This is a genomic window from Klebsiella sp. GG_Kp175, from assembly GCF_040062325.1.
GTDB lineage: Bacteria > Pseudomonadota > Gammaproteobacteria > Enterobacterales > Enterobacteriaceae > Klebsiella > Klebsiella quasipneumoniae.
In genome coordinates, this window is record NZ_JBEAFX010000011.1 from 17,684 (window position 1) to 36,312 (window position 18,629).

An 18,629-nucleotide genomic window follows, 5' to 3' on the forward strand; every position below is an offset into this window, starting at 1 on the left:
GGCGCGCCGTCTCATTAACCGGCAACCGCCATACCGACGGTCATATGTAGCCCATAAAACAGGCCGCGGCCAATACATTCAGCAATCAAGACCAGCAGCAGACCAGCCAGTAGCCCCGCCGCGCGCGGCGGCTGGCGACGGATCAGCGGGCACAGCCAGCAGCCGAGTCCCAGCGCCAGCAGGATCAGGCGTAAGGCCTGCAGTCTGCCGTAATTCGGCAACAGGCTGGCCGCCTGCTGAACGGAGCTGTGAATAGTACTGAGCCCGGCGCTTTGCATGACGATCACCGCGGCGATGATGACCAGCGCGGCCACGCTCAACCCAGCAATAAACCAGCCGTTAACGTCGACTTTCGCCATTTGCAACAGCAGGGCGGCGAACAGCGGCCCGCTAAGGAGTACCGTCAGGAAGAAGGCGCTGGTGGTGTAGCCAGTGTACCATGTCGGTACAGTATCGATTTGATAAACCCGGGTCATCGCGAGGATAAACAGCAGCCCCAACAGCAGGGTGATCACCAGCCAGATTTTGCCCAGCGCCGCCGGCATTTTTTCCAGCACTGCCAGCAGCCACCAGAATCCGCCCACAGCGAAAAACAAGGCGCCGCTGGCGATTTCGTTGCTCAGCGCCGAGGCGCCGACGCGGTTCAGCGAGTTAAACGCGCGCAGTGGCGAACCGAGATGCATAACTGAAGCGAGAAAGCCGATCCCCATCAGTAGCCAGATAAAAAACATGCTGCGCACCAGACGCTGCCGCGCTTCGCGCTGGTCCGCCAGCTCGAGCCAGACCAGACCGCTGAAGAGTGTCGCGCCCACCACGCATTGCCCCAGTACCGTAAACAGCACCAGCGGCCATTCATGCCATCCGCTTCCCATCTCACACCTCCTTCGGGTTTGCCAGATAACCGGTGGTATCGCCACACGGCCGGGCGTTGCGGTTAGGGTTGATCGCGATGCTCGGCTGAGTGAAGTGCGCCGAGGGCAGCGGGGCTACCGCCGCCAGTTGGCCGTGCTTAGCACGCAGTTCAGCAATCGGCCCGAAATCGAGCGCCCGCAACGGGCAGGACTCGACGCAGACCGGCTTCTTCCCCTCGGCGACGCGCTCATGACAGCCGTCGCACTTGGTCATATGGCCTTTGTCGGCGTTGTACTGCGGCGCGCCGTACGGGCAGGCCATATGACAGTAGCGGCAGCCGATGCACACCTCTTCATCCACCACCACAAAACCGTCTTCGCGCTTGTGCATCGCCCCGCTCGGGCAGACTTTGGTGCAGGCCGGATCGGCGCAGTGGTTACAGGCGATGGAGAGGTAATAGGCAAAAACGTTCTGCTGCCAGACGCCGTTGTCCTCCTGCCAGTCGCCGCCGGCGTACTCGTAGATGCGACGGAAACTGACTTCCGGGGTCAGGTTTTTATAGTCCTTACAGGCCAGCTCGCAGGTTTTGCACCCGGTACAGCGAGCGGAGTCGATAAAGAATCCATATTGCGTGCTCATGGTTTACTCCTTAAACCTTCTCGATATCGACCAGGTTGGTATGCTGCGGATTCCCTTTCGCCAGCGGCGACGGGCGTTGGGTGGTCAGGGTATTCATACAGGCGCCATGGTCAACCCGGTCGCCGGCCATATTGGCGTCGTGCCACGCGCCCTGGCCCATCGCCGACACGCCCGGCATGATGCGCGGCGTCACTTTCGCCGGCAGCCGGACTTCGCCGCGCTGGTTGAACACCCGCACCAGATCGCCGTTATTAATCCCGCGTTTTTCTGCGTCAAGCGGGTTGATCCACACTTCCTGACGGCAGGCGGCCTGCAGCACATCCACGTTGCCGTAGCTGGAATGGGTACGCGCCTTATAGTGGAATCCAAACAGCTGCAGCGGATACTGACTGCGCAGCGGATCGTCCCAGCCTTCAAATGTGGAGGCGTAGACCGGCAGCGGGCTGATGACGTCGTCTTTCTCCAGCTGCCAGCGGGCGGCAATCTCGGCGAGCCGGCTGGAGTAGATCTCAATTTTGCCGGACGGGGTGTTGAGCGGATGCGCTTCGGGATCGCGGCGGAAGTCGCGATAGGCGACGAAGTGGCCGTTCGGATCCTTGCGTTTGTAGATGCCCATTCGCTTCAGCTCCTCGTAGGCCGGCAGCGCCGGATCTTTCGCCACCATTTTGGCGTACAGATGCTGCAGCCACTGCGCCTGCGTGCGCCCCTCGGTAAAACGCTGGTAGACATCGTCGCCGAGCCGTTTCGCCACTTCGCTTAAGATCCAGTAAATCGGTTTGCGTTCAAACTTCGCCGAGGTGGCGGGCTGGATGAAAATCAGATAGCCCATATTGCCGGCGTAATCGTTGGGAATGATATCCTCTTGCTCAACGGTCATCAGGTCGGGCAGCAGCAGGTCGGCGTATTTCGCCGACGAGGTCATAAAGTTGTCGATGACCACGATGGTTTCGCACTTGCTCTCGTCCTGCAGAATATCGTGGGTCTTATTGATGTCGGAGTGCTGGTTGATGAGGGTGTTGCCCGCGTAGTTCCACAGGAATTTGATCGGCACATCCAGCTTCTCTTTGCCGCGCACGCCGTCGCGGGTGGCGGTCATTTCCGGACCACGGGCGATGGCGTCGGTCCAGGTGAAGCAGGAGATGGCGGTTTTCACCGGATTTTCCAGCACCGGCAGACGCTCGATGGTGATGGTGTAGGTCGATTCGCGGGCGCCGCTGTTGCCGCCGTTAATGCCGACGTTGCCGGTTAAGATCGGCAGCATGGCGATCGCCCGGGCCGAGAGCTCGCCGTTGGCCTGGCGCTGCGGCCCCCAGCCCTGGCAGATGTAGGCCGGTTTGCTCATGCCGATGTCGCGCGCCAGCTTAATGATGCGATCGGCTGGGATGCCGGTGATACGCGAGGCCCACTGCGGCGTTTTGGCGACGCCGTCGTCGCCCTCGCCGAGGATATAGGCTTTATAGTGGCCATTCTCAGGCGCCCCGGCCGGCAGCGTCTTCTCATCGTAGCCGACGCAGTATTTATCAAGGAACGGCTGATCCACCAGATTCTCGTTAATCAACACCCAGGCGATACCGGCGACCAGCGCGGCGTCCGTGCCGGGGCGAATGGGGATCCACTCATCTTCGCGACCGGCGGCGGTATCGGTGTAGCGCGGATCGATAACGATCATCCGCGCGTTGGAGCGCTCGCGGGCCTGTTCCAGATACCAGGTAATGCCGCCGCCGCTCATGCGGGTTTCCGCCGGGTTGTTGCCGAACATCACCACCAGCTTGCTGTTTTCAATATCTGAGGTGCTGTTGCCGTCGTTACTGCCGTAGGTGTAGGGCATGGCGCAGGCGATCTGCGCGGTGCTGTAGGTACCGTACTGGTTAAGCGAGCCGCCTTAGCAGTTCATCAGCCGCGCCACCGGCGAAGCGGAAGGCGAGGAGCGAGTGATGTTCCCGCCGACAATTCCTGATGAGTAGTTAATGTACACGGCTTCGTTGCCATATTCCGCGACGACGCGCTTCAGGCGGTCAGCAAGGGTATCCAGCGCTTCCTGCCAGCTGATACGCTCAAATTTACCTTCTCCGCGTTTTCCCACGCGCTTCATCGGATAGTTAAGGCGATCCGGGTGGTTGATGCGCCGGCGAATCGAACGCCCGCGCAGGCAGGCGCGGACCTGGTGATCGCCATAGCGGTCGTCGCCGGTGTTATCCGTTTCGACATACACCACTTCATCATCACGCACGTGCAACCGCAGGGCGCAGCGGCTGCCGCAGTTGACCGAACAGGCGCCCCAGACAATGCGGGTGTCGCCGCCGCCAGCCTGCGGTACCGCCGCCGCGGCGCTGCGCAGCGTAAAGGGCAGGGGAAGCCCGCCGGCGGCCAGCGCCAGAGAACCGAGGGCTGTGGATTTAAGTAACGCGCGTCGGGTGACGCCACCGGAAGATTCCTGATTCGACATTGCTCACTCCATGATGGTTATGCTGGGCGGAGAAGGGCCGCCGCGTCATTAACAGACGCCGGGGTGAGCGATAATACGTTATGGGTAGCCGGCAGATCTTATCCCTGGTCAATGCAGGGATAAGATCTTTCGTTTGAAAGCAAAGCGGCCTTACTGTGCGTCGTTTTCGGCGGGACTGTCGCTGTTACGGGTGTAGGTGATTTTGAAGGTGTCATTGGCGCAATGACCGACCACCTGAGCGCCGGGCTGGTCCGCCTGATCGTTGGGCACAATGGCCAGACTGAAGGCCGTTTCCGGTACGCCATTGTTCATGATCTTCTGTTGAATATCATTTTTGACCCGTTCACAGGAGTCGGGGGCCGCCAGTACGGTCGTGGAGCACAGCAGCAGCGCGGCGCCTGTCCAGAGGGATAGTTTCATCTTACGCTCCTTATCGATGTTATCCAGATTTAAGCATAGCAGAACTGGTGTAAACAATTGTATTTGCTAATATGATTGGATGTACACAAAAGGAATCACCTGTGAAAAGACTGTATTGGCTGATCCCGACCGCGCTGTTGCTGACGGCGTGCGACCGCGAAAGCGTCCCGGAAGCCTTCACCCCGGAGATGGCGAGTTTTTCCAATGAGTTTGAGTTCGATCCGCTGCGCGGACCGGTGAAAGATTTTAGCCAGACCCTACTGGACGAACACGATGTGGTGGTCAAAAAGGTGAGCGCGCAGCTGTCAAAAGAGGGATGTTTCGATCTGTTGACGCTGGAGGATGTGGAGAATAACACCGGCGCTACGCTGCTGCTGGACGCCAACTATTACGTCGATGGCCGCACCCATGAGAAGCGGCTGCGTCTGCAGGGGAAATGTCAGCTGGCGGAGATGCCCGCCACCGGCGTGAGCTGGGAAACGGATGATAACGGCTTTATTATTAGCGCCCGCGGCAAAGAGACCACCGCCACCTACCGCTACGACAGCGATGGCTATCCGCTGGGGAAAACCACCACCGCCAAAGAGGAGCGATTTACCGTTGCCTCCACGCCGTCGAAGGATCCGCGCAAGAAAATGGACTATACCGCCATCAGCACCTTCAACGACCGCACGCTGGGCACAGTGCGCCAGACCTGCGACTACGATCGCCATGACAATCCGCTGAGCTGTGAGCTGCAGGTGATCGATGAAAGCGTCCAGCCGCCGCTGACCCGCCACTACACGATTAAAAACCGCATTGATTATTACTGAGCCGTCGGCTTCAGCAGGGACGGCCCCGGCGTTTTGTGTTCCGCCAGATACTGATGCTGGAACAGACACATGCGGATGGTGTTGCGATACTCGCCGTTAATGAAAAACTCATGGATCAGTTCACCCTCGACCATAAAGCCGAGCTTGCGGTAAATATGGATCGCTTTTTCATTCTCTTTATCGACAATCAGATACAGCTTATACAGATTGAGCACGGTAAAGCCATAGTCCATCGCCAGCCGCGCGGCGCGGGTGGCGAGGCCTTTTCCCTGGAAGTCGGGCGAGATGATGATCTGGAACTCGGCCCGGCGGTGCACATGGTTGATTTCAACCAGCTCCACCAGTCCGGCTTTATCGCCATTGCATTCGATCACAAAGCGACGCTCGCTTTGGTCGTGAATATGCTTGTCGTACAGATCGGAAAGCTCAACGAAGGCTTCATAGGGCTCTTCAAACCAGTAGCGCATCACGCTGGCGTTGTTGTCGAGCTGGTGAACAAAGCGCAAATCTTCGCGCTCAAGGGGGCGGAGTCTGACGTGTAGCGCGTCGGTCATGGGAATTCCTGTGGTCAAAGCGGAAAAGAGGGGACGGAAAGGCGGCGCCCGCAGGCGCCAGCGTGCTCAGGGATTGATCGCCCGGCCGGTACGGCGGTCAAGGCAGCGCAGGGTGTTTGGTTCCCAGTAGGCATTGACGTTGGCGCTCTTCTGGCAGTTATCCTGCGCGTCAAAGGCGACATCGGTTTTGTCCCACTCTTTTTCCGCCCGTTTGTTCACCTTCTGGCGCAGGCTGCGGGTGTCGTTCCATTGCTCTTTTTCCATCGACGCCTGCTGACGGCTTTGCGCGCTGTCGCCTGACTCAATCACCAGCCGGTCGGTGGCTGCGAATGAGCTGGAGGTATAGACCACGGCGCTTAACGCCAGAATGGCGGTCAGGCACCAGCGTTTGTTCAGTGTCATGTTCATCACGATTTCCTTTAGGTGATGGATTAACCCTCAGGTTAAGTTTACTACAGCTGTTTTGCCGGGCATAGCCGACAAAACAGCATAGGGAAAGGGCTATTATCGCGTAGAATAGTTCAACGCTTTGTCTCTTTTACGAATCTTTTAATGCTCAAAACCACGCTGCTGTTCTTTGCCACCGCTCTGTGTGAAATCGTCGGCTGCTATCTGCCGTGGCTATGGTTAAAACGCGGGGCCACGCCGCTGCTGCTGATCCCCGCCGGCCTGGCGCTGGGGCTGTTCGTCTGGCTCCTGACGCTCCATCCAACCGCCAGCGGGCGGGTATATGCCGCCTACGGTGGCGTGTATGTTTGTACCGCATTGCTCTGGCTGCGGGTCGTTGACGGAGTCAAATTAACCCATTATGACTGGGCGGGGGCGGCCATCGCGCTGTGCGGGATGCTGATCATCGTGGCGGGCTGGGGACGGGCATAAGCCCGTCTAATGTGATCCCTGCCACTTTTTTAAACCCTAATTCTTGTATGGTAGTCGACCTGTTGCCTTACTTATCAGACATCATATTGGGTTATGACTCTGTAAGGAACAACGATGGCTATTGAGACATTTGCCCCACAGGCGGGTGCAACGCCGCTGCGCATCCGTCGGGTGCAGAAGATCACCCTGACGCTGCTGTTTATCGCCGGTATCGTTAACTTTCTGGACCGCTCTTCCCTGAGCGTCGCCGGGGAGGCGATACGCGCCGATTTGGGTCTGAGCGCCACCGAGTTCGGGGTGCTGCTCTCCGCTTTTTCGCTCTCCTACGGCTTCGCGCAACTGCCCTCGGGCATTTTGCTGGATCGCCTCGGACCGCGGGTTGTGCTGGGCGCCGGGCTAATATTCTGGTCTGCGATGCAGGCCCTGACCGGGATAGTCAATTCGTTCTCGCATTTTATTCTGCTGCGCATTGGCCTCGGGATCGGCGAAGCGCCGTTTATGCCCGCCGGCGTGAAATCGATCAACGACTGGTATGCGCAACGAGAGCGCGGCACGGCGGTGGGGATATTTAACTCCTCGACGGTGCTGGGTCAGGCCATCGCCCCGCCGGCGCTGGTCATCATGCAGCTGGCCTGGGGCTGGCGGACAATGTTTGTGGTGATTGGTTTAGCCGGTATCCTGGTCGGCCTGTGCTGGTATGTGGGATACCGTAACCGGCGGCAATTCACCCTGCAGGAGGAGGAGCAACGCTATCTGGCCAGCGAGGAGGCGGCCCGACCGGCGCTGAAACTGAGCGAATGGCTGGCGCTGTTTAAACGACGTACCACCTGGGGGATGATCCTCGGCTTCTCCGGGGTGAACTATACCGGCTGGCTGTATATCGCGTGGCTGCCGGGTTATCTGCAGGCGCAGCAGGGATTGAGCCTTGCTAAAACCGGCTGGGTGGCGGCGATCCCGTTTCTCGCTGCGGCGGTGGGCATGTGGGTCAATGGGCTGGTGGTCGATGCGCTGGCGCGCAGAGGCTACGATCTGGCGAAAACCCGCAAAACGGCGATTGTCGCCGGACTGGTGCTTTCCGCGCTCGGCACGCTGTTGGTGGTGCAATCAAACTCGCCGACCCAGGCGGTGGCGTTTATCTCCATGGCGCTGTTCTGCGTCCATTTCGCTGGCACCTCGGCCTGGGGATTGGTACAGGTGCTGGTGGCGGAACATAAAGTGGCGTCGGTGGCGGCGATCCAGAACTTTGGCAGCTTTGTGTTTGCCTCCTTCGCGCCGATCGTCACCGGCTGGGTTGTGGATACCACCCACTCTTTCAATCTGGCGCTGGTGATCGCCGCCGGCGTGACCTTCGCCGGGGCGCTGTGCTACTTCTTTATCGTCAAAACCCGCATCGATTAACCGGTCGTTATGCAACAGGCCCGCAGGGAGGCGTGGCCTGCGCCATGATCCGTCTTCTCTTACCGCTTCGTGGCGGATTTTCTTCTGTCATCTCAGAGATTTTGTGACCGATCGCCAGCGAGCACAACCCGGCAAAAAGCTTCTTGTATGGTAGTTGACAGAAATCAAAGATGTTATACCAATTGCGTGAGATGGTTGAGGCACAAAGGCATTCTCCTCGAGAGTTCTCCCAGAGAATGGTTGATGAGCCACATAACAACGAGAGTTACCATGGAAAACACCCTCTTAACCGCTAACGCCATCCTGCCCGGCTACGATCGCCACGCGCTGGTCCCCCGTATCGTCCATCTGGGTTTTGGCGCGTTTCACCGCGCCCATCAGGCGGTATACGCCGATATACTGGCCAGCGAGTACGGCAGTGACTGGGGCTACACTGAAGTCAACCTGATTGGCGGCGAGCAGCAAATCGCCGATCTCCGGCAGCAGGATCTGCTGTATACCGTGGCCGAAATGTCCGCCGACGCGTGGACCGCGCGCGTGGTCGGGGTGGTGAAGCAGGCGCTGCATGCCCAGGTCGATGGTCTCGAGGCCGTGCTTTCGGCGATGTGTGAGCCACAGGTGGCCATTGTCTCCCTCACCATTACCGAGAAAGGCTATTGCCATTCGCCTGCCAGCGGCGAGCTGCAGCTCGATCACCCGCTGATCGCCGCCGATCTCGCTAAACCGCGCCAGCCGAAATCGGCAGCGGGCGTGGTGGTGGAGGCCTTAGCGCGCCGCCGGGCGGCAGGGCTGCCTGCCTTTACCGTGATGTCCTGCGATAACATGCCGGAAAACGGTCATGTGATGCGCAACGTCGTTTGCGCCTACGCCCGGGCGCTGGATGCGGACCTCGCGGCATGGATAGAACAGAACGTCACCTTTCCGTCGACCATGGTGGACCGCATTGTCCCGGCGGTGACCGCGGAAACCCTCGATAAAATTGAACAGCTGACCGGCGTGCGCGACCCGGCTGGGGTGGCCTGTGAGCCGTTCCGCCAGTGGGTGATTGAGGATAATTTTGTCGCCGGACGTCCACAGTGGGAGAAAGCGGGGGCGGAGCTGGTCGCCGATGTGGTGCCTTTCGAAGAGATGAAGCTGAGGATGCTCAACGGCAGCCATTCGTTCCTCGCCTATCTCGGCTATCTGGCCGGTTATCAGCATATCAACGACTGTATGCAGGATGACAACTACCGCCGCGCGGCGCTGGCGCTGATGCTGGACGAGCAGGCCCCGACCTTAAAAGTGCAGGGGGTGGATCTGTCACACTATGCCAGTCTGCTGATTGACCGCTACTGCAATCCGGCGCTCAAACACCGTACCTGGCAGATTGCAATGGACGGTAGCCAGAAGCTGCCGCAGCGCATGCTGGACTCGGTACGCTGGCATCTGGCGCACCAGCATGACTTCACGCTGCTGGCGCTGGGCGTGGCGGGGTGGATGCGCTATGTCGGCGGTGTTGACGACGCCGGCCAGGCAATCGAAATTTGCGATCCGCTGCTGCCGGTGATCCAGCAGGCGGTAGCCGCCAGCGCCGATGGCGAAGCGCGCGTCAAAGCGCTGTTGGGCATTGAGGCCATCTTTGGCCGGGAGCTGCCGCAGGAAGCGCGGTTCGTCTCGGCGGTGACCCGCGCCTATGTAGCGCTACAGCGTCAGGGGGCGAAAGCCACCGTTGCCGCATGGGCTGAGGCGCAATAATCATTTGTTCCCGGTGTCGGTCATGGGGTCGACACCGGCTCTTCTGCTGTTTCTGCACGGTTCCGCTGATAAATCTTTTTTGCTGTTGATCGCTTTTAGCAGGCTAAAAATATGATCGAACGCAATGTCCTTACATAACTCTATATTTCCCTGATTTACTAAAGATAATTAGCTGTTATTTTTCCGAATAATGGCTGGTCATTCACCGCAAAAATGGCATAGTTAAGTTATTGAAAAATCATTTTCTCTGGAAAAGGAGTGCGGGCCATGTATAAAAAGATTTTATTGCCTGTTGATGTTTTTGAAATGGATTTAAGCGATAAGGCAGTGCGTCACGCGGAATTTCTCGCATCGGCGGAAAATGGCGAGATCACCTTGCTCAACGTCCTGCCGAACAGCAGCCGTTCGTTATTACGCGGATTTACGGCGGATATTCGTAAATTCGAAGCCTATATGCAGGAAGAGTCAGAGAAAAAGATGCGCGAGGTGGCGCGACTGTTCGACCTGCCAATGTCACGGATCCATACCCGGGTCGTGTTTGGTAACGTGCGCGATGAAATTCTGGCTATCAGTAACAACGAAGCGTTCGATGTGATAGTGATTGGCTCCCGCAAACCGGGGATCTCCACCCATCTGCTGGGCTCCAACGCCGAGTCCATTTTGCGCTACGCCAAAACGCCGGTGCTGGTGGTCAGATAATCCCCTCCGTCACGACGGCTGCGTCAGCCTTATTTCGCAGCCGTCTGGTCCTTACTCTTCGCTAAACCAGTCGCGATTCTCCTGGCGGATCAGCAGCACAGATTCGCTGATTTCATGCAAATGAATACTCATGGCTTTCTCGACTGCCTCAGCGTCGCGTTTTTCCAGCGCGGTAAAAATTTCGTGATGCTGGCGCAGAAGCATCTCCGGGGAGGAGACATGGTCAAGGCTCATGTAGCGCACGCGGTCAATGGCGGCTTTGATGTTTTCCACCGTATCCCAGGCCAGCTGACAATCGGCGATAACCGAAAGCTTCTGGTGAAATTCATCATCAAGCAGGAAAAAATCGTTTAACTGCTGGCGGTCGACGGCAATACGCTGCTGATGGAGATTCTGCTCCAGTTGATAGACTTGCTCATCGTTAATCATGCCAGCGGCACGGCGGACCACCGCGCACTCAATCGCCTGGCGGACAAAGCAACCATTGCGCACCTGAGACAGGGAGATTTTGTTGACGTAGCTGCCGCGCTGGGGACGGATCTGGATAAGTCCATTCTCCGCCAGCTTAATAAAGGCCTCGCGCACCGGCTGACGAGATACCGCAAAACGCACGGAGACTTCTTTCTCCGACAGCGGCGTGCCAGGCGGGATGAGGCAGTGAACGATATCCCGGCGGAGGATGCGATAAATTTGCTGATTAACGGGTTGCGTCGGATTCAGTTGCGATTCTGCGGCCATTGATGGTTACTTTTTATGGGGTTATGCGCACTATTTTACGCGTTTTTTGCGGTTCCGCCCATACCCGGCCATCAGGCCGGGTGGCTGACGGTTAGCCCTGGCGGTGAACGCTGAGCCCGGCAAAGCTCTGGCTCACCGGCATCATCTCCAGGGTGTTGATGTTGACGTGTTTCGGTAGGGTGGCCACCCACCAGACCGCCTCGGTCACATCTTCCGGCGTCAGGGCTTCGGTGTTCTCGTAGGTTTTACCGGCTTTGGCGTCATCGCCTTTAAAGCGGACGTTAGAGAACTCGGTGCCGCCCACCAGGCCCGGCTCGATGTCGGTGACGCGCACCGCGGTGCCGTGCAGGTCAGTGCGAAGATTGAGGCTGAACTGGCGCACAAAGGCTTTGGTCGCCCCATAGACGTTACCGCCAGCATAAGGCCAGCTGCCCGCCGTGGAGCCGATGTTGATGATATGGCCGCGATTGCGCGCCACCATGCCCGGCAGGACGGCGCGGGTCATGTACACCAGCCCTTTATTATTGGTGTCGATCATATCTTCCCAGTCTTCCACGCTGGCGCGGTGCGCCGGCTCCAGGCCGAGCGCCAGACCCGCGTTGTTCACCAGCACATCGATAGCCTGCCACTCGGCGGGCAGGTCGGCAATCAGCGTCTCAATAGCGGCGCGGTTGCGGACGTCCAGTTGCGCGATATAAAGATTATCGCCCAGCTCGTCTTTCAGCGTCTTCAGGCGCTCTTCGCGACGTCCGGTGGCAATCACTTTATGACCGTTAGCGACAAAACGGCGAGTAATACTTTCACCAAAACCGGCAGTGGCGCCGGTGACCATGATAATCATCTTACTGTTCCTCAACGCTTTTTGTGTTTTCATACCATAGCACGCACAGGCGGCGACCGGTAACGGAAATCATTGCGACCCCTTAAGGAGAAGCCTAATCTTACAGGATTAGCCTGTGCAGGAGAGAAAGATGTCCGAACAAAACCCCTTTTTTAGCGTCAGTCTGTTGCCTTACCAGGCGCCGCGGTTTGACCTGATCGAAGACAGTCACTATCGGCCGGCGTTTGATGAGGGCGTTCGGCAGCAGCGCGAGGAGATCCGCGCCATTATCGACAATCCGCAGCCGGCCAGTTTCGCCAACACGCTCGAGGCGCTGGAGCAGAGCGGACAGCTGCTGGCGCGGGTGACGCGGGTCTTTTTCGCCATGGCCGGCGCCCATACCAACCCTTATCTTCAATCACTGGATGAACAATTTTCCGCCGAGCTCGCCGGGCTGGGGAATGACATCTGGCTCAACGAGGCCTTATTCCAGCGGGTGAACAGCGTCTACGAACAGCGCGAGAAGCTCGCGCTTGACGGCGAATCCCTGCGTCTCCTGACCCTGACATGGCAACGTTTTGTTCACGCCGGGGCAACGCTGGACCCGGCGCAGAAGGCGGTGCTGCGCGCGCTGAACACTGAAGCGGCCACTTTGCAAAGTCAGTTCCAGCAGCGGCTGCTGGGGGCGGCGAAAAGCGGCGGCCTGGTGGTCGATGACCGGCATCAACTGGATGGCCTGAACGATGAGGAGATAGCGGCGGCTGCCGAGGCGGCGCGCGAAAAAGGGCTCAGCGATCGCTGGCTGCTGACGCTGACCAACACCACCCAGCAGCCGCAGCTGCTTGCGCTGCGCGACCGGCAAACGCGGGAAAATCTTTTCGCCGCCGGCTGGACGCGCAATCAGCAGGGCGATGAGCATGATACCCGTTGTCTGGTGCTGCGGCTGGTGGCGATCCGCGCGCAGCAGGCGGAACTGCTGGGGGCGGCAGATTACGCCAGCTGGGCGCTGACCGATCAAATGGCGGCTTCCCCGGCGGAGGCATTGGGCTTTATGCGTCAGATCGCGCCGGCGGCGCGGGCGAGGGCGGAACGTGAGCTGGCGGACATCCAGCAGGTGATCGACAACGAAGGCGGGGCGTTTCGCGCGCAGGCATGGGACTGGCTCTACTACAGCGAGCAGGTGCGGCGGGCTGCCTATGCCATTGATGACGCGCAGCTTAAACCCTATTTTGCCCTCGAGCGCGTGCTGCAGGACGGCGTCTTCTGGACGGCATCGCAGCTCTTTGGGCTCCGCTTCGTGGAGCGCTTTGACATCCCGGTGTACCACCCGGATGTGCGGGTCTGGGAGATCTTCGACCACAATGGCGAAGGGATAGCGCTGTTTTATGGTGATTATTTCGCGCGCGATTCAAAGAGCGGCGGCGCCTGGATGGACGTGTTTGTCGAACAGTCGACCCTGCGGGAGCAGCGCCCGGTTATCTATAACGTCTGCAACTACACCCGGCCGCAGTGCGAGCAGAGCGCGCTGTTGTCATGGGATGAGGTGATCACCCTGTTCCATGAGTTTGGCCACGCCCTGCACGGGCTGTTCGCCAATCAGCGTTATGCCAGCCTCTCCGGCACCAATACCCCGCGGGATTTTGTCGAGTTCCCGTCGCAAATCTTCGAACACTGGGCCAGCCATCCGCAGGTATTTGCCCACTATGCGAAGCATTATCGCTCCGGAGAGCCGATGCCGGAGGCGCTGCGCGACAATATGTTGCGTGCGGCAACTTTCAATAAAGGATATGACATGAGCGAGCTGCTAGCCGCCGCGCTGCTCGATATGCGCTGGCACACGCTGTCGACCACTGCGTTACCGGAAGAGGTGGATGCGTTTGAACAGAAAATACTTCGGGATGAGCAACTGGATCTGGCGGCCGTTCCCCCGCGCTATCGCAGCAGCTACTTCTCCCATATCTTCGGCGGGGGCTATGCGGCAGGCTATTACGCCTATCTGTGGACCCAGATGCTGGCCGATGACGGCTATCAGTGGTTCGTGGAGCAGGGCGGTTTGACCCGTGAGAACGGTCAGCGCTTCCGGGAAGCGATTCTGTCGCGCGGCAATAGCACTGATTTAGCTGAACTTTATCGCCAGTGGCGCGGACACGATCCACAGATTGAGCCGATGCTGGAAAACCGTGGGCTGAGTGCGTAGGGTCATTTCGGGCTGACACGATAACCGGGCGCGATGCCCGGTTTATTGACCCCTTTTTGTTCCTCAAATGTCTCCACACTGTTCTCCCCAGTCCCCCCTCAAATTCTGAGAAAAAACGATACCGGCGATATTTCCGTCGCAGTAACGGGGCGGCACAGGTGACAGCGACTTTGTCCGTTTTCCAAACACAGAAAAAGAGGACATCAGGCGCCACTTATTTCCCTGCAAACACGGGTGTTAAGGTTTAATTAACAAACAGGCAGGATACTGACCTCGCCAATCCTCTCATAAAATGGCCAAATCATGAACGAACAGTTACGTAATGCACTACCGCATAAAGACACCCCTTTTTTCCGCATGCTGCATATTATTGTCGCCACCCTGATTCTGCTGCAGATTATTAGCTCTAATTTCACTGAAAGTGAGGCGCTTCACGACCTGAATATTACCGGGGTCGTCACATGGTTTCATATTGTCTCGGGATTAGCGCTGATTGCGCTTGGTGCGGTGATGCTGGTTTGGATGCTTAATACGCGCGGGTTTCGATACTATTTTGCCTGGTCGACATTTGATTTTCGTGGTGTGGTTGAAGACAGTAAACAGCTGATGACATTTCGTCTTCCTGAAGCCCATGCCGGGGGCATAGCGGCAATTATTCAGGGGCTTGGCGTACTGGCACTGTTAGCGGTCGCACTCTGTGGTGGACTCTGGTTTGTACTGGACACCGCGTCATGGGCGTCACCGTCGCTGGCGGAAACAGTCCTTCATTGGCATAAGTTTCTGACGGTGTTCATTGAAACCTATTTCTGGGCACATGGTGCGATGGGAGTGCTGCATATCTTTCTCTCCTTTCGTCGTCAAAGGAAACAAGCGATTATTGATTAATGTTCTGCACTTTCTAATTCCGATGAGGATGCGTATTTAAAGGGAAACGACATGCATCTTGAACGACACAGCATCGAAACCGTCGGCTGGCTAAGGGCTGCGGTTCTGGGAGCAAATGACGGGATTGTCTCAACCGCAAGCCTGGTGCTCGGCGTCGCCTCTGCAAACAGCGGCTCTTCGGGTGTACTACTGGCGGGGGTCGCCGGGCTGGTTGCTGGCGCCATGTCTATGGCCGCAGGAGAATATGTTTCGGTATCATCCCAGGCGGATACCGAAGCCGCGGCGCTTGCCCAGGAAAAAAGCGAGCTTGACGCCGATTATCAGGGAGAGGTGCGGGAGTTGACATCACTTTATATCCAACGTGGTGTGGAGCCAGCGCTTGCCCGGCAGGTAGCAGAGCAGCTTATGGCTAAAGACGCCCTGGAGGCTCATGCCCGCGAAGAACTGGGGTTAACGGATGTCCTTTCTGCGCGACCTTTGCAGGCGGCTCTCTTTTCGGCAGTGAGTTTTTCCGTCGGGGCGGGGTTGCCTTTGTTCGTTGCCTTGTTATCGCCAGCAAAATTGATATCCATCTCTATCTTCTTTTCTACACTTTTTTCACTGGCTGCGCTGGGCTATCTCTCTTCCGTTGTGAGTAACGCACCGCCTGTCAGGGCGATCATCAGAATTACGTTCTGGAGCTCGCTGGCCATGCTTTTTTCGATGGGGATTGGGCGTATCGCCGGGCAGATACTATTGTAGAATTGTCGAGGGTCTGTTCCTCGACCGCTCCTCATCACTGGTTGAGCTCATCGTAGGGTTTTGATCGGCAGGGAGGAGCACTGCCCACCTCATTCGTCAAGGAGATACGTTTGCATATTGAGACTCATCGCCTGCGTCTTCGCCCTGTCATGGCTGAAGATGTTGTCGATCTATACCGAATTTATGGCGATCCGGCGACAAATACCTTTAACCCCGCAGGGCCCTATCCGGATATTGACTATGCCAGTACGGTTCTCCAGCGCTGGCTTGCCCACTGGCACGATCGCGGATTTGGCAACTGGGCCATATCGGCGCGTGATACCCCGGAAAAAATCATTGGCTTTGGCGGCGTAAGTCTACGCAGTTATAACGATGTCACCATTAACAATCTCGGATATCGGTTTTCCACTGAGGCATGGGGAAAAGGACTGGCCACCGAGTTTGCGATTGGCGCGATAAGATATGGCTTTGAGGCGCTTAAACTTGCGGAGATGTCAGCGGTTGTCCGGGCTAACCATCTGGCTTCGCAGAAAGTTCTCGAGAAAGCCGGGATGAGGTACATTAACGATATTGCTGATGTAAAAGATGCGCCGCCGAGTCTGCTCTATTCGTTGACCTTAAGCGAGTGGTTAAGCCAGTCGGGGTAACCCGCGGGCGCTTATTCGCAAGGCTGGATCGCACCGCAGCCGGCGCATCAGGTGGGGATTGCTCACAGAATCATGCGTTCATTCTATTGGCTCAATTAACTCTGGCCCTTGATTGTTGACATTGCCGACCGCCCGCGATACCGCATGCCAGATGAAATCGTCGGCGGTGACGGCTCCGTCCCTGGCAATCTCCGCCGCTTCCGCGCCGGTGACTTCTTGCCTCATCCATTCCCGGGCGGCTTCCGGCGCCAGGACCAGCGGCCGGCGGTCATGAATATCGACAAGACCGCGATCGGCGGCAGCGGTCACCAGCAAAAATCCTTCGGCGCTATCCCCGCTTTCGAAGGGCGTGCTGCCAATAGCGGCCATCAATATCGGCTGGCCATCCTTGCGCTGGATGAAGTAGGGCTGCTTTTTCTCTCCGGCCTTTTTCCACTCAAACCAGCCGTCGGCGAAGCAGATCGCCCGCCCGTGCTGCCACAGCGGTTTGAACATCCTGCTGGTGGCTGCGGTCTCAACGCGGGCGTTGATCAGCGGGTGTTTATCCCACCATCCTGGAGCATAACCCCAGTAAACGGGATCGAGGTTGAGTTGCGCATTCCTTTCACTCAGGAGTAACACTTTTGTCCCGGGTGCCACGTTATACCGCCCAATCGGCGCCGGGTCCCAGGGGATATTGTATTCAGCCTCTTCGGCAAGATAAGCCAGATATTCTTCCCGCGTCTGTGCTTGCGCAAAACGTCCGCACATCGCCACCTCCAGCATAATGTCTAAAGGAAAGCATAGTTCATCAGGGAGGGGGCGTTGTGAGAAATGATTTTGAAATCATGCGATTGTGATCCCTTCTCCCAGGCGTATGGCTGACGCCTGGGCACATACTGTTTAAGTTGCCGATATTGCAGGCCATAATTCTGGCCTGAAATATATTAATTGAAGTTACGTATTCACCATGTGAATTGCTATTGCGAAAAATGTACGCAGGCGCAAGTACTGAGTATATGTCGCCTGAACAAGGCGTGTAGATGGAGTTGAAGGTGGGGTGTTTACCCGCCGCTGCAACAGACGAAAGGCAACGGCGTAGAAAAAGATTAGTTATCCGGGTTGTTGGAAATGCCTCTCCATACCATCCCCAGACCGATCAACATCGACGCGAAGAGGGCGAACAGGGTGGTAGAGATAAAAATGCTGGTCATTATGATGCCTCAGAAAGTGCGTATGCAGATTATTAGGCACGGGGGGACGAGAAAGGTTCCTTCCCTGACGGATTATCTTTTCACCAGCGTCTTTACGTCTGGCGCCAGCGAGGCGGATGTCATATCGAGGCACCGCTCTTGACGGAGGGATAATGCGGGGAGCCGTGTTTCTCCCTGCGCTGTTGCAGGAAGCCACTGGCAGGGGGATGCGTCGTGTTTCGGGCGTTGACATCCCATTGTACAAGTTATATATACATGTCGCTTCTGTTTATTGAATGTTAAACAGCATCAGTTATGGGACTCAGAAGCACCACACCCCCGCCGTCGGGCGGGGGTTACTTTGCCACCTGACCTGGTTATTTCTCACGGTGACTGACGAAGAAAATTTTTATTTCAGGTCTTGAAAAACGCGCTTTAGCTATTATTTTATATAGCGGACAAGCAATGCTTGCCTTTATGTTGAGCTTTTGAATGGATATTCAGGAGGTTAATGATGGCACTCAAAACCTTGTCAGCACTCCCGGTATTTGCTGATTCCCTTTTTGCCGATCGCTTTAATCGTATTGACCGTCTTTTCAGCCAGTTAACTGGCGATACGCCGGTGGGTACCTTACCTGCCTACGATTTACAGAAAGTGGATGACAGTAATTTTCTGCTCAGCGTTAGCGTACCAGGCTGGAAAGATGATGAACTGGAAATTGAGACCGTAGGCGGTAATTTACATATTACCGGCAAACGCGCGCAAACCGAAAATCATTCCGGCGGCAGCCAGGGCTGGATTTATAAAGGCATTCGTCGGGCTGATTTCCAGCTCAGTTTCTCGCTTCCTGAACACGCCCAGATTAATCAGGCGCAGCTGGATAGCGGGATCTTAAAAATTGCTATCCATCAGGAAATACCCGAGAGCGAAAAACCGCGCAAAATTGCGATTGAGAATCAAGGCAGGGTGATCGAGCATAAAGTTTGATTGCGCCT

General features: G+C 57.2%; 18 protein-coding genes and 2 pseudogenes. 11 read left to right on the forward strand and 9 right to left on the reverse strand.

Going from position 1 to position 18,629, the window contains the following annotated elements; translation table 11 throughout:
• Window positions 1-14: 14 nt before the first annotated feature.
• The 4 genes and pseudogenes from ABLU73_RS15815 to ABLU73_RS15830 all read right to left on the reverse strand — a co-directional run bounded on the left by ABLU73_RS15815 (window position 15) and on the right by ABLU73_RS15830 (window position 4,357).
• Window positions 15-872, reverse strand: coding sequence for a DmsC/YnfH family molybdoenzyme membrane anchor subunit (locus ABLU73_RS15815; protein WP_064177869.1), 858 nt, complete (start codon window positions 870-872; stop codon window positions 15-17).
• Window position 873: 1 nt separating this feature from the next.
• Window positions 874-1,491, reverse strand: a complete 618-nt coding sequence (locus tag ABLU73_RS15820; RefSeq protein WP_017900329.1) for a DMSO/selenate family reductase complex B subunit — start codon at window positions 1,489-1,491, stop codon at window positions 874-876.
• A gap of 10 nt (window positions 1,492-1,501) precedes the next feature.
• Window positions 1,502-3,937 (reverse strand): annotated as a pseudogene (gene ynfE / locus ABLU73_RS15825) (selenate/tellurate reductase subunit YnfE).
• Between the two features lie 150 nt (window positions 3,938-4,087).
• Window positions 4,088-4,357 (reverse strand): DUF1161 domain-containing protein, encoded by a 270-nt coding sequence (locus ABLU73_RS15830; protein WP_023318174.1) that lies wholly within the window; start codon window positions 4,355-4,357, stop codon window positions 4,088-4,090.
• Between the two features lie 101 nt (window positions 4,358-4,458).
• On the opposite strand from ABLU73_RS15830, the gene ABLU73_RS15835 reads away from it, so the two are divergent.
• Window positions 4,459-5,169 carry a YnfC family lipoprotein gene (locus tag ABLU73_RS15835; protein ID WP_017900332.1) on the forward strand — a complete coding sequence of 237 codons (711 nt, stop codon included), beginning with the start codon at window positions 4,459-4,461 and terminating at the stop codon, window positions 5,167-5,169.
• On the opposite strand, the gene speG is transcribed toward ABLU73_RS15835, so the two are convergent.
• Window positions 5,163-5,723 (reverse strand): spermidine N1-acetyltransferase, encoded by a 561-nt coding sequence (speG, locus tag ABLU73_RS15840; protein ID WP_004206037.1) that lies wholly within the window; start codon window positions 5,721-5,723, stop codon window positions 5,163-5,165. The two genes, ABLU73_RS15835 and speG, sit on opposite strands and share 7 nt — an antisense overlap.
• 66 nt (window positions 5,724-5,789) lie before the next feature.
• Window positions 5,790-6,131, reverse strand: a complete 342-nt coding sequence (locus ABLU73_RS15845; protein WP_004206035.1) for a DUF1283 family protein — start codon at window positions 6,129-6,131, stop codon at window positions 5,790-5,792.
• A 108-nt stretch (window positions 6,132-6,239) separates the two neighbouring features.
• Here ABLU73_RS15845 and ABLU73_RS15850 point away from each other — a divergent pair, with 108 nt between their 5' ends.
• The 4 genes from ABLU73_RS15850 to ABLU73_RS15865 all read left to right on the forward strand — a co-directional run bounded on the left by ABLU73_RS15850 (window position 6,240) and on the right by ABLU73_RS15865 (window position 10,433).
• A complete protein-coding gene (locus tag ABLU73_RS15850; protein WP_072140454.1) occupies window positions 6,240-6,602 on the forward strand; it encodes a YnfA family protein in 363 nt (120 codons plus the stop codon).
• Between the two features lie 114 nt (window positions 6,603-6,716).
• Window positions 6,717-8,000 carry an MFS transporter gene (locus tag ABLU73_RS15855; protein WP_017900333.1) on the forward strand — a complete coding sequence of 428 codons (1,284 nt, stop codon included), beginning with the start codon at window positions 6,717-6,719 and terminating at the stop codon, window positions 7,998-8,000.
• A gap of 270 nt (window positions 8,001-8,270) precedes the next feature.
• Window positions 8,271-9,734: a fructuronate reductase gene (locus tag ABLU73_RS15860; protein ID WP_169319381.1), complete on the forward strand. Its 1,464-nt coding sequence runs from the start codon at window positions 8,271-8,273 to the stop codon at window positions 9,732-9,734.
• A gap of 267 nt (window positions 9,735-10,001) precedes the next feature.
• A complete protein-coding gene (locus ABLU73_RS15865) occupies window positions 10,002-10,433 on the forward strand; it encodes a universal stress protein (protein WP_004206026.1) in 432 nt (143 codons plus the stop codon).
• Between the two features lie 51 nt (window positions 10,434-10,484).
• Here ABLU73_RS15865 and ABLU73_RS15870 read toward each other — a convergent pair whose 3' ends face one another.
• Together ABLU73_RS15870 and ydfG are read right to left on the reverse strand one after the other, a co-directional pair.
• Window positions 10,485-11,171: a GntR family transcriptional regulator gene (locus tag ABLU73_RS15870; protein WP_004206025.1), complete on the reverse strand. Its 687-nt coding sequence runs from the start codon at window positions 11,169-11,171 to the stop codon at window positions 10,485-10,487.
• 91 nt (window positions 11,172-11,262) lie between these two features.
• Window positions 11,263-12,012: a bifunctional NADP-dependent 3-hydroxy acid dehydrogenase/3-hydroxypropionate dehydrogenase YdfG gene (gene ydfG, locus ABLU73_RS15875; protein WP_004206024.1), complete on the reverse strand. Its 750-nt coding sequence runs from the start codon at window positions 12,010-12,012 to the stop codon at window positions 11,263-11,265.
• Between the two features lie 130 nt (window positions 12,013-12,142).
• Here ydfG and dcp point away from each other — a divergent pair, with 130 nt between their 5' ends.
• The 4 genes from dcp to ABLU73_RS15895 all read left to right on the forward strand — a co-directional run bounded on the left by dcp (window position 12,143) and on the right by ABLU73_RS15895 (window position 16,461).
• Window positions 12,143-14,188: a peptidyl-dipeptidase Dcp gene (dcp, locus tag ABLU73_RS15880; RefSeq protein WP_348850278.1), complete on the forward strand. Its 2,046-nt coding sequence runs from the start codon at window positions 12,143-12,145 to the stop codon at window positions 14,186-14,188.
• Window positions 14,189-14,491: 303 nt separating this feature from the next.
• On the forward strand, window positions 14,492-15,073 hold the full coding sequence (locus tag ABLU73_RS15885) for a cytochrome b/b6 domain-containing protein (RefSeq protein ID WP_114465341.1): 582 nt from the start codon (window positions 14,492-14,494) through the stop codon (window positions 15,071-15,073).
• Between the two features lie 51 nt (window positions 15,074-15,124).
• Window positions 15,125-15,814, forward strand: a complete 690-nt coding sequence (locus ABLU73_RS15890; RefSeq protein WP_114465343.1) for a VIT family protein — start codon at window positions 15,125-15,127, stop codon at window positions 15,812-15,814.
• Window positions 15,815-15,924: 110 nt separating this feature from the next.
• Window positions 15,925-16,461, forward strand: a complete 537-nt coding sequence (locus tag ABLU73_RS15895; RefSeq protein WP_004206018.1) for a GNAT family N-acetyltransferase — start codon at window positions 15,925-15,927, stop codon at window positions 16,459-16,461.
• A 78-nt stretch (window positions 16,462-16,539) separates the two neighbouring features.
• On the opposite strand, the gene ABLU73_RS15900 is transcribed toward ABLU73_RS15895, so the two are convergent.
• A complete protein-coding gene (locus ABLU73_RS15900; RefSeq protein WP_264924089.1) occupies window positions 16,540-17,211 on the reverse strand; it encodes an SOS response-associated peptidase in 672 nt (223 codons plus the stop codon).
• A 393-nt stretch (window positions 17,212-17,604) separates the two neighbouring features.
• On the opposite strand from ABLU73_RS15900, the pseudogene ABLU73_RS15905 reads away from it, so the two are divergent.
• A pseudogene (locus tag ABLU73_RS15905) lies at window positions 17,605-17,697 on the forward strand (hypothetical protein); the annotation flags it as partial.
• Window positions 17,698-18,147: 450 nt separating this feature from the next.
• A complete protein-coding gene (locus ABLU73_RS15910) occupies window positions 18,148-18,621 on the forward strand; it encodes an Hsp20 family protein (protein WP_017900339.1) in 474 nt (157 codons plus the stop codon).
• The last annotated feature ends 8 nt before the right edge of the window (window positions 18,622-18,629 follow it).

Coding starts and splice junctions, on each gene's coding strand:
- ABLU73_RS15815 (WP_064177869.1), bottom strand. CDS start 872: ATGGGAAGCGGATGGCATGAATGGCCGCTGGTGCTGTTTACGGTACTG.
- ABLU73_RS15820 (WP_017900329.1), bottom strand. CDS start 1,491: ATGAGCACGCAATATGGATTCTTTATCGACTCCGCTCGCTGTACCGGG.
- ABLU73_RS15830 (WP_023318174.1), bottom strand. CDS start 4,357: ATGAAACTATCCCTCTGGACAGGCGCCGCGCTGCTGCTGTGCTCCACG.
- speG (WP_004206037.1), bottom strand. CDS start 5,723: ATGACCGACGCGCTACACGTCAGACTCCGCCCCCTTGAGCGCGAAGAT.
- ABLU73_RS15845 (WP_004206035.1), bottom strand. CDS start 6,131: ATGAACATGACACTGAACAAACGCTGGTGCCTGACCGCCATTCTGGCG.
- ABLU73_RS15855 (WP_017900333.1), top strand. CDS start 6,717: ATGGCTATTGAGACATTTGCCCCACAGGCGGGTGCAACGCCGCTGCGC.
- ABLU73_RS15860 (WP_169319381.1), top strand. CDS start 8,271: ATGGAAAACACCCTCTTAACCGCTAACGCCATCCTGCCCGGCTACGAT.
- ABLU73_RS15865 (WP_004206026.1), top strand. CDS start 10,002: ATGTATAAAAAGATTTTATTGCCTGTTGATGTTTTTGAAATGGATTTA.
- ABLU73_RS15870 (WP_004206025.1), bottom strand. CDS start 11,171: ATGGCCGCAGAATCGCAACTGAATCCGACGCAACCCGTTAATCAGCAA.
- ydfG (WP_004206024.1), bottom strand. CDS start 12,012: ATGATTATCATGGTCACCGGCGCCACTGCCGGTTTTGGTGAAAGTATT.
- dcp (WP_348850278.1), top strand. CDS start 12,143: ATGTCCGAACAAAACCCCTTTTTTAGCGTCAGTCTGTTGCCTTACCAG.
- ABLU73_RS15885 (WP_114465341.1), top strand. CDS start 14,492: ATGAACGAACAGTTACGTAATGCACTACCGCATAAAGACACCCCTTTT.
- ABLU73_RS15890 (WP_114465343.1), top strand. CDS start 15,125: ATGCATCTTGAACGACACAGCATCGAAACCGTCGGCTGGCTAAGGGCT.
- ABLU73_RS15900 (WP_264924089.1), bottom strand. CDS start 17,211: ATGTGCGGACGTTTTGCGCAAGCACAGACGCGGGAAGAATATCTGGCT.
- ABLU73_RS15910 (WP_017900339.1), top strand. CDS start 18,148: ATGGCACTCAAAACCTTGTCAGCACTCCCGGTATTTGCTGATTCCCTT.